This window comes from Streptomyces sp. NPDC101237, from assembly GCF_044767465.1.
GTDB lineage: Bacteria > Actinomycetota > Actinomycetes > Streptomycetales > Streptomycetaceae > Streptomyces > Streptomyces gramineus.
In genome coordinates this window covers 107205-121352 of record NZ_JBIWNY010000010.1, presented here as the reverse complement: position 1 = coordinate 121352, position 14148 = coordinate 107205, and the positions used below count along the sequence as shown (strand labels likewise).

Here is a 14148-nt window from a genome sequence, read left to right as displayed (position 1 = left end):
CGGGGCGGGGGCGCCGTGACCGGTACCGGCGGGCTGTGGGCGCTCGGGCGGACCGGCTCCGTCGTGGTCGTCGGGGCTTCGCTGGCGGGACTGCGGGCCGCCGAGGCCCTGCGGGACGAGGGCTTCACCGGCTCGCTGACCCTGATCGGCGACGAGCCCTGCGAACCCTACGACCGGCCTCCCCTGTCCAAGCAGGTCCTCACCGGGCGGGTGCCCGCCGCGAACACCGCCCTGCCCCGCCGCCGTGACGTCGACGCGGGGTGGCTGCTGGGCGTGCCGGCGATCGCGCTGGACCTGGCGGGGCATCACGTGCGTCTCGCCGACGGCCGCGCGGTTCCCTTCGACCGGGTGCTGATCAGCACCGGCGTACGGGCCAGGCCCTGGTGCGCCGAGTCCGAGGCCGCACTGGAAGGGGTGTTCGTGCTGCGGACGCGCGAGCACGCCGAGGGCCTGAGGCGGGCCCTGGCCGCCGGGCCCTCCCGGGTGCTGGTCGTCGGTGCCGGATTCACCGGCTGCGAGATCGCCTCCGCCTGCCGCGAGCGGGGCATCCCGGTGACGGTCGCCGAAGTCGGTCCGGCGCCGCTCGCCGGGGCGCTGGGCACCGTGATCGGCGAGGTCGCGGGCGGCGTCCAGCGTGCTCACGGTGTCGATCTGCGGTGCGGTGCGGGCGTCGTCCGGCTGGAGGGCGACGCGCGAGGACGCTTCCGCCGTGCCCACCTCGACGACGGCACCACGGTCGACGCCGACGTGGCGGTGGTGGCGTCCGGGAGCGTGCGCAACACGGAGTGGCTGTGGGGGGCGGGACTGGCGGCCGGGGCCTGGGGAGTCACCTGTGACGCGGGGTGCCGTGCCCTCGACGTCGAGGGCCGGGTCACCGGCGACGTCTTCGCCGCCGGTGACGTGGCGCGCTGCCCGCACCCGCGTTACGGGAACCGGCTCATCGCGCTGGAGCACTGGGCGAACGCCGTGGAACAGGCGGAGGTCGCCGCACACAACATGGTCAGCGCACGGTCGGACGACCGGTGCCAGCTGCCCGTCCCGGCGTTCTGGTCGACCCAGTTCGATGTCGGCATCAAGTCCGTCGGCGTACCCGCCCTCGCGGACGAAGTGGTGGTCACCCAGGGGTCGTTGGACGCACGCCGTTTCGTCGCCGTGTACGGCTGCCGGGGCCGCGTCACGGCGGCCGTGAGTTTCGACAGCGGCAAGTGGCTCGGCCACTACCGGCGGTTGATCGAGACGGGCGCGCCGTTCCCTCCGCCCCATCCCGCACCGGACCGACCGGACGGCGCGCGGCCGGTGCCCGTCGACTTCCCCGGCGCCGACCCGGCACCTCTCGCGCCGGACGCCGGACCGTCCTGCGCGGAGCGTGACCGCGTGACAGGCGCGGATCGTGACCGCGTGACAGCCGTGCAGCGGCATCGGCGTCCGCACCGGCGGGCGGGCGGCCGGACGGCCGCGTCCGGGACGGACGGTACCCTGGAACGCCTCTTCGACCACTCCGCCCGGTCCGACCCCTACCCGCTGTACGCCGAGTTGCGCAGGACCCCGGTGGCCCGGCAGGAGGACGGCAGCTACGTCGTCAGCACCTACCGCGAGATCAAGGACGTCCTCGACGACCCGCATCTCAGTTCCGACGTACGCAATCTGGCGCGGCGGATGCCCTCGGCCGGCGGCGAGGCCGCGTCGTCGTTCATCCACCGGGACGCGCCCGAGCACGACCGGCTGCGGCGCCTGGCGACCCGTCCCTTCGGTCCCCCGCACACCCCTGGCCTGGTCACCGGGCTCGACGCCTTCCTGACCGCCACCGTCGCCGGCCTGGTCGACGCCCTGGCCGACAGGGAACGCGTCGACGTCGTCGACGACTTCGCGGTGCCGTTCCCCGTCACCGTCGTCTGCCACCTGCTCGGCGTGCCCCGCGAGGACGAGCCCTGGTTCCACCGCTGGGTGAACGCCCTCATGAACTCGGTCGACTACGACCCGGAGACCGACCCGAAGGAGCGACTGGACAGCGGCGTACGGGCCCGTGAGGACCTGCGCCGGCGCCTCGCCGAGCTGGTCGCCGAACGCCACGGCCGGGCCGGCGACGACCTGCTGACCCGGCTCGCCAACGGCGACGGGCCCGACGGGCGGATGACCGACGCGGACATCGTCGCCACCGCCAAACTGCTCCTCGTCGCCGGCAACGAGACCGTAGTCAATCTGGTCGCCAACGGCATGCTGACCCTGCTGCGCCACCCGCGGGTACTGCGGCGGCTGCGCGAGGAACCGGACCTCGTGGTGCCCCTGGTCGAGGAACTGCTGCGCTACGAGCCGCCCGTGCAGATCATTCCCTGGCGGGCCGCGTACGGCGACATCACGGTCGCCGACACCGTCATCCCCCGCGGTTCGCGGATCATGCTCATGCTGGCGTCGGGCAGCCGGGACCCGAGGCGCTTTGCCGATCCGGACCGCTTCGACCCGGACCGGCGGGACAACCAGCACCTGGGGTTCGGCGGCGGCAGCCACCTGTGCTTCGGCGCCGCGCTGGCCCGGCGGGAGACGCAGATCGCGCTGACCGAGCTGGCGCGGAGGCTGGACCGGCCCCGGCTGGTCGCCGACCCGCCGCCCTACCGGCGCAGCCCCGTGCTCCGGGGTCCGGTCCATCTGGTGGTCGAACAGGGCGGCGGCTGACTCATGCCGGCCGGCGGCCCGCCGGGACCGGACGCCTCACGCCACGACGGCGAGCCGGTCCACCAGCAGGCGCACCCTGCGCTCGGCGTCCTCCGGCGGCAGCCGCCCCGCCCGGGTCAGGGTGGCCAGTCCGTGCAGGGACGCCCAGAACACCTCGGTGAACAGGCCCGGTTGGACGCCTTCTCCGGCGACCTCGGCAAGGCTCTCCAGCAGGGCCGCGAAGGCGTCCTTCAGAGGTTCCGGGGTGTCCTCCCGCGCGAACGCCAGGCCGCCGTCGAGCTGGAACATGGCGTCGTAGACCGCGGGATTGCGTTCGGCGAAGCCGAGATAGGCACGGGCGAGCGCGACGACCCGGTCGCTCGGGCCGTCGGCGGCGGAGGCCGCGGCCCGCACCGCCGCAGCCATCTCGGCGGCGCCCTCCAGGGCGACGGCGCCGATGATCTCGCGCTTGCCGCTGAAGTGGCTGTAGAGGACGGGCTGGCTGTACTCGATGCGCTCGGCGAGCCGGCGGGTGGTGACCGCGTCCCAGCCCTGCTGCTCGGCGAGTTCACGGGCCGTCGCCACGATGAGGCGTTCGCGGTGCGCTCGTTCGCGCTCCTTGCGTTCCTGTACGGACATAACCCGATCCTAGCATCGCTAGACAATCGAGCTACAGCAGAGCTAGCATTGCGCCAACATCTAGCACTGCTAGGACCGGAGGGGTCGTCATGCTCACCGCACTCGAGGTCTTCACCACCGTGGTCGTCGGCGTGATGGTGGGGGTGGAGTTCTCGGTCGCCTTCTTCGTCAACCCGATCTTCGACGGGCTCCCCGGCGACGGCGGCCTGCGGGCCCGCACCCACGGGGCGCGGCTGCTCGGCGCCGTGATGCCGTTCTGGTACGTCGGCGCGCTCGCCCTCGCCGCGGTCTGGGCCGTCGCCGGCCGGCACCGCGACGGCGCGGGCCTGGTCGTCATCGCCGTCGCGCTGCTGGTCGTCAGCGTGGTGATGTCCGTCCTGCTGCTCGTTCCGATCAACAACCGGGTCAAGACGTGGACCGCCGACGGCCTGCCGGCCGACTGGAAGCGGCAGATGAACCGCTGGGACCGCCTCCACCACGTGCGGGTCGGCGTCATCGTCGCCGCCTTCACCCTGCTGGCCGCCGCACTCGCCTGAGCCGGGCCGGGACCGCGGGGGGGGCACCCGCCGGGTCCCGGTTTCCCGCTCGGGGAGCAGGTCAGCGAGTGACCGCGGCGCACACCTCGGCGACCAGCGCGTCGGCGTCGTCGAGCGCCGTGCCGAGCGTCCGCGCAGTGGTGCCCAGCGCGGCGAACAGCGCGTGCGCCCGTACGGCGAAGTCCGCGGGCGCACCGGCGAGTTCACCCGCGGCCCGGACGGCTCCCTTCTCGTTGAGCACCCAGCGCCCGGCATGGGCGTGCAGGGCGTGCGCCAGCAGTCCGACCGCGCGGAAGAGGCAGCCGGCGACGTAGAAGGCGTCCCCGCGCGCCGCCCCCTTGCGGGCGCCGGCCAGGATGAACGGCGCCTCCCAGCGGGCGTTGTCGATCAGCGCCTCCCTGAGGGGCTCCGGACAGACGCGCGTCTGCTCCCGCAGGGATCGCAGCTCGCCGGTGGGGTCGGCCAGGACGCACCCCAGGGCCACCTCGCCCGCGTAGGCGTGGGAGTACACGCCCAGGGGGATGTGCCGGCCGGTCCGGTCCCGGCCTTCCGCGCTCGGCGCGGCGGGCGCCCCGAGGCCGCGCCTCCAAGGGCGCTATAGGGTGAAAACGGGCAGGAGCCCGGGTGGCCGTTCGGGGTGGCCTCGCAACAGTGACCGCCCTGGAGGTGTGTGTCGTGCCCGATGACGGGTCGTTCATGCTGGTCGCGCGGGACGGACGGGTGACCGGGTGGTCCGCCTCGGCCGAGAAGACCTTCGGGTGGTCCGCGCAGGAAGCCGTGGGCAGACACATCGGTGAGCTGGTGGCGCGCGCGGCGGGCGGCGAGGGCCGGCGGGCCTCCGCCGTCCTGGACGCCATGTCGGCGTGCGCGCCGATGATCTTCCACGTGCTCGATGCCGACCTGCGCGTCCAGGAGACCGGCCGGGCGTCCGCACAGGGGTCCGCCTGCTCGGATCCGGCGGTCGGCGAGGTGTTCCCCGAGGCGTACGGCCTCGCCGGTCCCTCCGAGGAGAAGATCGCGCGCGAGGTGCTGAGGTCCGGTGAGCCGGTGCTCGACCACGTGGTGCGGGCCCGCGTGCCCGGCAGCCCCCGGTCCCGGTACTACTCCCTGTCGTACATCCGGGTGGACGATGAGCACGACGAGGGGAGCGCGCTCGTCGTGCTCGCGCTCGACGTCACCGACCGCGTCCGAGCCGTGCACCGCCTGACCGTCCTGGAGGCGCTGCGCGAGCACATCGGGGAACGGCTCGACGTCATCGCCGTCTGCCGGGCGCTGGCCGACGCGGTCGTGCCGGGATTCTGCGGGATCGCGGTGGTGGAGGTGATCGACGGGATCGTACGCGGCGAGGACCCGCCGCTGGCACCGGTCGACGGGACGGTACGGCTGCTGCGCGCCGCGTTCCGCGGTGTGGTCTCGGCACACCCCGTGGGCGAGGTGAGCGGGCTGCCCGACGCCACGCCGTTCTCCCGGGTACTGACCGACCTGCGTCCCAGGCTCGTCCGCGTGGAGCCCGATGCCCCGTGGCTGTCGGCGGACCCGGCTCGCGCGGCCTCGATCGCGCGGTCCCGGGCCCATTCACTGATCGTCGCCCCGCTCGCGCTGCGCGGCCAGGCCATGGGCGTGGTCAGCTTCTACCGGGCCGGGACCGAGGAGCCGTTCGAGGAGAGCGACCTCGCGCTGACGGCCGACGTCTGCGCCCACGCCACGCTGTCCATCGACAACGCCCGCCGGTACACGCGCGAACGCACGATAGCCGCCACCCTCAAACGCCGACTGCTGCCGCAGCGGCCCGCCGCGACCCCGACGGTCGACATCGCGCGCCTGCACCTGCCCGGTCCCGGCGCGGGCGGCGCATGGTTCGACGTCTTGGCGCTCGCCGGCGCCCGGACCGCCCTGGTGCTCGGGGACGTCGCCGGCCGGGGCGTCGCGACCGCCACCACCATGGGCCAGCTGCGGACCGCCATCCACGCGCTGGCCGCCCTCGACCTGGAACCGGACGAGCTGCTGGCCCGGCTGAGCGACACCGCCGCGCGTCTCGCGGACGAACGCGCGGCCCTGCCGGCCGGGGACAGCCTCCAGGCCCAGCCGCTCACCGCGGGATGCCTGATCGCGGTGTACGACGCGGTCGAACAGCACTGCACGATGGTGCGCGCCGGGCTGTCGAACCCGTTCGTGGTCCGTCCGGACGGCACGGCGGGCCTGGTGCCGGTGCCGGAGGGGCCCGTGCTCGCCGGGCACGGGCACGACGCCCCGTTCCCCGCCGTCACCGTCGAACTGCCCGAGGACAGCACGCTCGCGCTCAGCAACGATGACCTGCTGGTGCCGACGGGCAGGGTGGCACCCCTGCTCGTCGCGGGCACCGAGGACTCCCTGGACGACGTGTGCGACACCGTCGCGTACGCCCTGCGAGGGCGCGACGAGACGGAGAAACTGCTGCTCCTGGCCCGCGTCAGGGCTCTCCCTGCCGACCGGGTGATGGTCCTCGGCCTTCCCGCCAGGAACGAGGCGGCGCCGCTCGCGAGGGCGGCGACCCGGCGCCGGCTCGCCGCCTGGACCGTCGCGGAGGAGCAGGCCTTCACCGCCGAGGTCGTCGTCAGTGAACTGGTCGGCAACGCGGTCCGCTACGGCGCTCCGCCGCTGCGGCTGCGACTGATCCTGGACCGGGACCTGACCTGCGAGGTCCGCGACGCCGCGCAGTGCGCCCCGCACCTCAAGCACGCTCGCACCGTCGACGAGGACGGACGCGGCCTGTTCATCATCGCCAGCCTCGCGGACAACTGGGGCACCCGTTACGGCCCGGACGGCAAGACGGTCTGGGCGCGGGTGCCGGTGCAGCCGCCGCCGTGAAGCCGCGCACCGCGGCGCCGGTGCCGTCCGGGCTCCGGGACGGCACCGGACGGCACCGGCGGCCCCGGGCCGCGACCGGCGTTCTGCCGACGGCCGCGCGGAGCACCCAGCCCGCGCGCGGCCGCCCGGACCCCTGCCCGTAGCCTGTCGAGGTGGCAAACTCACACGCGTCTCGCGCCCCGCACGCACACGGGAAGCGTCCCCGGGTCGGGCACATCCAGTTCCTGAACTGCCTGCCGCTCTACTGGGGACTCGCCCGCACCGGCACCCTGCTCGACATGGAGCTGACCAAGGACACGCCTGACCGGCTGAACAGTCAGCTGGTCGAGGGGAGCCTGGACATCGGTCCGATCGCCTGCATGGAGTACCTGCGGCACGCCGACGACCTGGTGCTGTTCCCGGACATCGCGGTCGGCAGCGACGGTGCGGTGACCTCCTGCCTGATCGTCAGCCAGGTCCCGCTGGGCGAGCTGGACGGGCGCCGCGTCGCCCTGGGGTCCACCTCGCGCTCCTCGGTACGCCTGGCCCGGCTGCTGCTGGAGGAACGGGAAGGGGTCCGCCCGGAGTACTTCACCTGTCCCCCGGACCTGCCGGTGATGATGCAGGACGCGGATGCCGCGGTCGTCATCGGTGACGCCGCGCTGCGCGCCTACCTCCACCAGGCCGAGGACCTCGGCCTGCGGGTGTACGACCTGGGCGAGATGTGGAAGGAGTGGACCGGCCTGCCGTTCGTGTTCGCGGCCTGGGCCGTCCGCAAGGACTACCTGGAGCGCAATCCGCGGATCGTGCGCGAGGTGCACCAGGCCTTCCTGGAGTCCCGGGACCTGTCGATGGCCGAGGTCGACAAGGTGTGCGAGCAGGCCGCCCGGTGGGAGGCGTTCGACGAGCAGGCGCTGCGCCGCTACTACACCGAGGCGCTGGACTTCTCCTTCGGCGAACGCCAGCTGGCGGGTGTGCGCGAGTTCGCGCGCAGGGTCGCCCCGGACTCCGGCTTCGATCCCGAGCTGGAGATCTCGGTCCTGGAGCCGTAGTCGTCCCCTCGGTGTGCCGTCCGCCGGCGGGCGCGGCGGGCCGGGAGACGGACCGGTCGGGTGGTCTCCCGGCCCGGCCGTCAGCCGAGGGTCCGCGGGCTGGGCCCACCGGCCTTGACCCGGGCCGGCCGGGGGTCGACGGCGACCCGCATCCACCCGAAGAACCCGCCCTGGCCGGGCGAGCTGTAGGGGGTCTTGCCGACGGGCGGGGTGTTGGCCTCGACCTCGCGGGAGGCGGTACGGGAACACACCGAGGCCCGGCCGCGGGAGCACCCGGCACCGCTCACGGCCCTCCTCACCGGCGCGCGTCGCGCCGGTGAGGAGGGCCAGAGGCCGGCGGTCTCGGAGTGAGCGCCGCCGCCCGACCGAAAGCGCACGTCCGTCCGGCCGGACCCAGGGTCGGCGGATACAGTGCGCGCGACGGCAGTTGTGCCGTGCGAGGAGGGGAAACGTGACCAACAGCAGTGAAACCCGACTGGCCGACGACGCGGCGCAGGAGCCCGAGCACAGCCTGCTGCGCCGCCTGATGCGGTACATCCCGCTGATCGCCCCCGTCCTGTTGTGGGCCGTGCCGTGCTGGGTGCTGCTCCACGCCGGCCAGCAGTGGCCGGCGGCCGTCAGACTGGCCGGCACGGCCGTGTTCGTCCTCGGTCTGGTCGGTATGCCGCTCGCGATGATGCACGGCCACGGCAGGCGGCAGCAGGACCGGGCGGCGATCGCCGGTGACGCCTTGCTGGGCATCAGCTGGGTGCTGTTCACCTGGTCCGTGCTCCTCGGCGTCCTGCTGCGGCCGGCCCTGAGCCTGGCGGGCGTCGGCGACGGACAGGACCGGGCGCGCATCGTCACCTGGTCCGTCCTCGGCACCGCCGCGGTGCTGCTCGCCTGGGGCTACGCGGAGGCCCGCCGGGTGCCCCGCGTGCGCCGCCTCGACGTCGAACTGCCCCGCCTCGGGGTCGGTCTGGACGGGACCCGCGTCGCTCTGATCACCGACACCCACTACGGCCCGCTGGACCGCGCCCGCTGGTCGGAACGGGTCTGTGAGACGGTGAACACCCTGGAGGCGGACCTGGTCTGCCACACCGGCGACATCGCGGACGGCACGGCCGAACGCCGCCGCGCCCAGGCCGCCCCGCTGGGCACCGTGCGGGCGACCCGGGCCCGGGTCTACGTCACCGGCAACCACGAGTACTACAGCGAGGCCCAGGGCTGGGTCGACCTCATGGACGAGCTGGGCTGGGAACCGCTGCGCAACCGTCACGTGCTGCTCGAACGCGGCGGCGACACGCTCGTGGTCGCCGGTGTCGACGACGTCACCGCCGAGTCCTCCGGCCTGGCCGGCCACCGCACCGACCTCGCCGGAGCCCTGGCCGGAGCCGACCCCGACCTGCCCGTCCTGCTCCTGGCCCACCAGCCCAAGTTCGTCGAACAGGCCGCCGCAGACGGCATCGACCTCCAGCTCTCCGGCCACACCCACGGCGGTCAGATCTGGCCCTTCCACCACCTGGTCCGCATCGACCAGCCCGTCCTGGCCGGTCTGAGCCGGCACGGCGCCCGCACCCTCCTGTACACCAGCCGCGGCACCGGGTTCTGGGGCCCGCCGTTCCGCGTCTTCGCGCCGAGCGAGATCACGTTGCTCGTCCTCCGCTCCCCGCAGCGGGCCGCCGCGGCGTAGCGCAGGGAGAGCGTGGGGCCGGGTGGACTGATCCGGCGGCCCCCGGCTCGTGCCCGGCCGGACTGCCGGGCACGAGCCGGGCAGTGCACGGCCGCGCGGAAAAAGGCCCGCTCTGTCCGAGAATGCGCCCTGCTCCCCGCCCTCGGTGCGGCCGTGATCGTCGCGTTCTTCCCCTCCTGCCGGCTCCCCGTCGCCGGCGAGATCCGCAGATCGAAGCGCCGCCGCGGGGACCGGACCTGATCTTCCGCAAGCCCGCATCCGGACCCCGTCAGCCCACAGAAAGACCAGGTCAGCGGGTGCGAAGGTGGGGACAGCCCCATGCCGTGGTGGGGGCCCGGCCCCCCACCGGATCTCGGGCTGCCAGGCTGGTCCGTGCGGGACGGCCGTAGCGAGACTCGACCGCATGACACCTTCCTCCGCCGCCCCGCCCTCCACCTCATCGGCCCCGCTCCGTTCCCGCGGACAACACCCCACGGGGGGCAGCGACTTCGCGCGGCTGTCCCAGCGCGTCACCGACGCGGGGCTGCTGCGGCGCCGCACGGCCCACTACGCGGTGCGGCTCACCGTCGTGACGGGAGCGCTGGCGGCGGCCTGGGCGGTGTTCGCCGCGCTGGGCGACACCTGGTGGCAACTGGCGGTCGCCGCCTCGATGTCCCTGGTCTTCGGCCAGATCGCGCTGGTGGCCCACGACCTGGCGCACCGGCAGGTGTTCCGGCAGCAGCGGGCGAGCGCGCTGTGGGGCAGGCTCTTCGGCAATCTCGGCATCGGCATGAGCTACGGGTGGTGGATGAACAAGCACACCCGCCACCACGCCAACCCCAACCACGAGGAACTCGACCCGGACGTCGCCCCGGACATCCTGGTGTGGTCCACCGAGCAGGCCCGCGCCAGCAACGGCCTGGCGCGTTTCATCGGTGGCCACCAGGCGTTCCTGTTCTTCCCGCTCCTCACCCTCGAAGGCTTCAACCTGCACGTGTCGAGCGTGCGGGCGCTTTTCTCGCCGTCCATGAAGAGCCGTCGGCTCGAAGGCGGCCTGCTTCTGCTGCACATCGCGGCCTACCTGTCCGTGCTCTTCCTCGTCCTCTCCCCCGGCAAGGCGGTGGCCTTCCTCGTCGTGCACCAGTGCCTGTTCGGTGTGTACCTCGGCAGCATCTTCGCGCCCAACCACAAGGGCATGCCGACCTTCAGCGGCGACGACCGGCCCGACTTCCTGCGCCGCCAGGTGCTCACCTCCCGCAACGTGCGCGGCGGCCGGTTCACCGATGTGATGCTCGGCGGGCTCAACTACCAGATCGAGCACCACTTGTTCCCGAGCATGCCCTCTCCTCACCTGCGGAAGGCACAGGTCCTCGTCCGCGCGTACTGCGCGGAGATCGGCGTGCCGTACCACGAGACCGGGTTGCTCCGGTCCTACCGCGAGGCACTGACGCACCTGCACCGGGTGGGGGTGCCCATCAGGCAGCGCCGGAGGGAGTCCTGAGGCACAGCGGGCAAAAGCGCGGGGCGGCGGGCGGGGATTCAGGAGCGGGGCGTGAAGTGGACCAGGATCCGGCCCGTGTTGGCCGTGTCGACTTCCAGCCTGTCGTACAGCCGCCTGATGTGCTTCTGGTTGAGGAACGCCAGGACGCGTCCTTTGAGTTGCCCGGTGCCCTTTCCGTGAATGATCTGCACGACGGGCTCGCCCGTGTGTTTCGCCTGGAAGACGATCTGCCGCAGCGAGAGTTCGATGTCGCGGTTGTTCCGGAAGACCGGATGCAGATCCAATGTCAGCAAGATGCCACCTTCCGCCGCCGTCGCCACCTGTGACGATCCGGTCCAGTGTGGCACGCGGCCCCCTCCGGCACGGTCCGGGCTCCGGGACCGGGCAACGGACAGCGGCAGACCATGGCCGTGCGCGGCCCGCCGCATTTGCGATGCGATCGCGAAAAAGGACCGGCCGAGGAAAGGCGCTGCGCACGAAAAGACACTCGCCGCGCCATTCCCCTTTCATCCCTTTTCGTCCTTTACGCTTTCTTCACCGCATAACGTGAGGATTGATGTGAGAAGCGTGATCGAAGCGCTGCGTGGTCCGCGGCGCCCCCTCGTGCTCGGCTCCGTGCTGGCCGTCGCTCTTGTCGCGCAGTCGGCGCTGATCATCTCTCAGCAGGTGCAGATCGACGATCTGCAGCTGCACCCCGTCAACGCGCAGGAAAGCCTTGAACCCGGGCCGCCCGGCCCGTCCGGTCCGCCCGGACCCACCGGCCCCGCCGGTCCGATCGGCCCGCCGGGCAAGGACGGCACGGACGGACAGGACGGCCAGGACGGCGCGAACGGACGGGACGGGAAGGACGGAAAGGACGGGAAGGACGCGGTGGCCCCGCCGGCCGGCTAGGACGTCCGCCATCGAAGGAGCGCCCGGCGCAGCGGCTCGTCCGCGCCGGGCGCTCATCCCTGACCCCTGTTCGTCGCATGACGTGAGGAATGTTGTGATCCGGATCAAAGAGGCCTGGCGGAGTCCGCGACGCCGCCTCGTGCTCGGTGCCGCGCTGGCCGTGCTGCTCGTCGCGCAGACGGCCGTGCTCGTCGCCCATCAGCAGCAGCTCGACGAACTGCGGGAACGGCGCATCGGCCTCCAGGGAAGCGCCGCCCACCAGGGCCTGCCGGGGCCGCCCGGCCCTTCCGGTCCCTCCGGGGAGGCCGGCCCCACCGGCCCGACGGGCGTGCCGGGACGCCCCGGCAGCGACGGCGACCACGGCCGGCAGGGGCATGACGGGCGGCGGGGCAGGCACGGGAGGAACGGAGTGGTCATCTATCTCAGATGAGACCGGCCGCCGCGAAAAGAAAACAAAAGTAATACCTACTCATTGAATGGACTTCGTGGATCCGCCATCTCTTGGCGGATCCGCCGACCTCGCCGCCGAGCCGTTCCGCCCCGCCCGGGTCCGCCCCACACTGACCCAGCCGGCAACGCCGCCGGATCGCGAGGAAAGGTCAGCACGATGCCCATGTTCAACGACGGGATGTCCGAGACCGAGCCGCCGGCCGACTCGGCCGTCAGCACCGACGTCGTGGTCGTCGGTTCCGGTCCCGCGGGCGCCTCGGCGGCGCTGCTGCTGGCGACGCTGGGTGTCGACACGATCATGATCACGAAGTACCGGTGGACGGCGAACACCCCCCGCGCGCACATCACCAACCAGCGCTCGATGGAGATCTTCCGCGATCTGGGCATCGAGGCGCAGGTGCTGGCCGACGCCACCGACCACTCCCTCGTCGGCGACACCGTGTTCTGCACGAGCATCACCGGTGAGGAGATCGGCCGTATCCACACCTGGGGCACCCGGCCGGACCGCGAGGCGGACTACCGGCTGGCCTCGCCGTGCCTCACCGTGGACATCCCGCAGACGTACCTGGAACCGATCCTGGTCCGCAACGCGGCCCAGCGCGGCGCGCAGACGCGGTTCTCCAGCGAGTACCTGTCGCACACCCAGGACGCCGACGGCGTCACCGTCCGGGTCCTTGACCGGCTCACCGGACACGAGTACAGCATCCGCGCGAAGTACCTGATCGGCGCGGACGGCGCCCGCTCCAAGGTCGCCGCGGACCTCGGCCTGCCCTTCGAGGGCGCGATGGACATCGCCGGCTCGATGAACATCACGTTCAAGGCCGACATCAGCCGCTACGTCGCCCACCGCCCGTCCGTCCTGTACTGGGTCGTCCAGCCCGGCTCGAACGTCGGCGGCATCGGCGCGGGGCTCGTGCGCATGGTGCGCCCGTGGAACGAGTGGCTGATCGTGTGGGGTTACGACATCGCGGGCGAGCCCCCGGTCGTCGACGAGGCCGCCGCCGTCCAGATCGTCCGCAGCCTCCTGGGAGCGCCCGACCTGGACGTGGAGATCACCGGCACCAGCCTGTGGGGCAACAACGAGATGTACGCGACCCGGTTGCAGCAGGGCCGGGTGTTCTGCGCGGGCGACGCCGTGCACCGGCACCCGCCGAGCAACGGCCTGGGCTCCAACACGTCCGTCCAGGACGCGTACAACCTCGCCTGGAAGCTCGCGGCCGTACTCAAGGGCCACGCGGGAGCGGGGCTGTTGGAGACCTACACCGCCGAACGGGCACCGGTCGCCGAGCGGATCGTCAGGCGTGCCAACAAGTCCAGCCGCGAATTCGTCGACATCTTCGAGGCGTTGGGCATCCTGGGCGCGCCGGACGAGGCGTCGATGACCGCCGCCATCGAGGAACGCAAGGCCAACACCCCGGCGGGCGCCGCCAAGCGGGCCGCGCTGGTGCGCGCGATGGAGCTGAAGAACTACGAGTTCAACGCGCACGGTGTGGAGCTGGGCCAGCACTACGCCTCGACGGCCGTGGTGTCCGACGGCAGCGAACTCCCCGCGCCCGCACGCGACGCCGACCTGTACTACGAGATGTCGACCGTCCCCGGCGCGCACCTTCCGCACGCCTGGGTCGGGGACAGCGCCCGGCGTCAGGCGCTGATGGACCTCGCGCCGTACGACCGCTGGACGCTGCTCACCGGTATCGCCGGCGAGGCGTGGGAGCGGGCGGCCCAGAAGGTCGGCGAGGAGCTGGGCGTCCCGCTCACGGCGGTCGTCATCGGTCCCGGACGCGAGGTGACAGACCTCTACTACGACTGGGCCAAGCTGCGCGAGATCGACGAGAGCGGAGCGCTGCTGGTGCGGCCCGACAAGCACATCGCGTGGCGTTCCATGGAGTTGCCGGAGGATCCCGAGGACCGGCTGCGCGCCGCCCTGCTCTCCGTCCTGGGAAGGGACTGATC

The 14148-nt window shown here is 72.7% G+C and carries 13 protein-coding genes and 1 pseudogene; 10 read left to right on the top strand and 4 right to left on the bottom strand.

Annotation, left to right across the window (positions count from 1 at the left end):
* Window positions 1-15 precede the first annotated feature (15 nt).
* A pseudogene (locus tag ACIRQ9_RS17720) lies at window positions 16-1380 on the top strand (NAD(P)/FAD-dependent oxidoreductase); the annotation flags it as partial.
* Window positions 1381-1656: 276 nt separating this feature from the next.
* Window positions 1657-2670 (top strand): cytochrome P450, encoded by a 1014-nt coding sequence (locus ACIRQ9_RS17715; RefSeq protein ID WP_404173871.1) that lies wholly within the window; start codon window positions 1657-1659, stop codon window positions 2668-2670.
* A gap of 36 nt (window positions 2671-2706) precedes the next feature.
* On the opposite strand, the gene ACIRQ9_RS17710 is transcribed toward ACIRQ9_RS17715, so the two are convergent.
* Window positions 2707-3288, bottom strand: coding sequence for a TetR/AcrR family transcriptional regulator (locus ACIRQ9_RS17710; protein ID WP_404173526.1), 582 nt, complete (start codon window positions 3286-3288; stop codon window positions 2707-2709).
* Window positions 3289-3377: 89 nt separating this feature from the next.
* Between ACIRQ9_RS17710 and ACIRQ9_RS17705 the strand changes: the two genes are divergently transcribed.
* The gene (locus ACIRQ9_RS17705; protein ID WP_404173523.1) at window positions 3378-3824 is read left to right on the top strand and encodes an anthrone oxygenase family protein; all 447 of its coding nucleotides are present in this window, start codon (window positions 3378-3380) and stop codon (window positions 3822-3824) included.
* Window positions 3825-3885: 61 nt separating this feature from the next.
* Here ACIRQ9_RS17705 and ACIRQ9_RS17700 read toward each other — a convergent pair whose 3' ends face one another.
* Window positions 3886-4335: a hypothetical protein gene (locus ACIRQ9_RS17700; RefSeq protein WP_404173520.1), complete on the bottom strand. Its 450-nt coding sequence runs from the start codon at window positions 4333-4335 to the stop codon at window positions 3886-3888.
* A 164-nt stretch (window positions 4336-4499) separates the two neighbouring features.
* Between ACIRQ9_RS17700 and ACIRQ9_RS17695 the strand changes: the two genes are divergently transcribed.
* Both ACIRQ9_RS17695 and ACIRQ9_RS17690 read left to right on the top strand, forming a co-directional pair.
* Window positions 4500-6671: a SpoIIE family protein phosphatase gene (locus tag ACIRQ9_RS17695; protein ID WP_404173517.1), complete on the top strand. Its 2172-nt coding sequence runs from the start codon at window positions 4500-4502 to the stop codon at window positions 6669-6671.
* Between the two features lie 152 nt (window positions 6672-6823).
* On the top strand, window positions 6824-7702 hold the full coding sequence (locus ACIRQ9_RS17690) for a menaquinone biosynthetic enzyme MqnA/MqnD family protein (protein WP_404173514.1): 879 nt from the start codon (window positions 6824-6826) through the stop codon (window positions 7700-7702).
* Window positions 7703-7782: 80 nt separating this feature from the next.
* Here ACIRQ9_RS17690 and ACIRQ9_RS17685 read toward each other — a convergent pair whose 3' ends face one another.
* Entirely contained in the window at window positions 7783-7989 is a 207-nt protein-coding gene (locus ACIRQ9_RS17685) for a hypothetical protein (RefSeq protein ID WP_404173511.1), read from the bottom strand.
* Window positions 7990-8153: 164 nt separating this feature from the next.
* Between ACIRQ9_RS17685 and ACIRQ9_RS17680 the strand changes: the two genes are divergently transcribed.
* Both ACIRQ9_RS17680 and ACIRQ9_RS17675 read left to right on the top strand, forming a co-directional pair.
* Window positions 8154-9374, top strand: a complete 1221-nt coding sequence (locus ACIRQ9_RS17680; RefSeq protein WP_404173508.1) for a metallophosphoesterase — start codon at window positions 8154-8156, stop codon at window positions 9372-9374.
* 403 nt (window positions 9375-9777) lie between these two features.
* Window positions 9778-10854: a fatty acid desaturase family protein gene (locus ACIRQ9_RS17675; RefSeq protein ID WP_404173505.1), complete on the top strand. Its 1077-nt coding sequence runs from the start codon at window positions 9778-9780 to the stop codon at window positions 10852-10854.
* Between the two features lie 38 nt (window positions 10855-10892).
* Here ACIRQ9_RS17675 and ACIRQ9_RS17670 read toward each other — a convergent pair whose 3' ends face one another.
* Window positions 10893-11147 (bottom strand): Smr/MutS family protein, encoded by a 255-nt coding sequence (locus ACIRQ9_RS17670; RefSeq protein WP_404173502.1) that lies wholly within the window; start codon window positions 11145-11147, stop codon window positions 10893-10895.
* A 274-nt stretch (window positions 11148-11421) separates the two neighbouring features.
* On the opposite strand from ACIRQ9_RS17670, the gene ACIRQ9_RS17665 reads away from it, so the two are divergent.
* The 3 genes from ACIRQ9_RS17665 to ACIRQ9_RS17655 all read left to right on the top strand — a co-directional run bounded on the left by ACIRQ9_RS17665 (window position 11422) and on the right by ACIRQ9_RS17655 (window position 14146).
* Window positions 11422-11745: a hypothetical protein gene (locus ACIRQ9_RS17665; protein ID WP_404173499.1), complete on the top strand. Its 324-nt coding sequence runs from the start codon at window positions 11422-11424 to the stop codon at window positions 11743-11745.
* Between the two features lie 94 nt (window positions 11746-11839).
* Window positions 11840-12175, top strand: a complete 336-nt coding sequence (locus ACIRQ9_RS17660; RefSeq protein WP_404173496.1) for a hypothetical protein — start codon at window positions 11840-11842, stop codon at window positions 12173-12175.
* 177 nt (window positions 12176-12352) lie between these two features.
* Complete coding sequence (locus ACIRQ9_RS17655) at window positions 12353-14146, top strand: FAD-dependent oxidoreductase (RefSeq protein ID WP_404173493.1); 1794 nt, start codon at window positions 12353-12355, stop codon at window positions 14144-14146.
* Window positions 14147-14148: the final 2 nt, after the last annotated feature.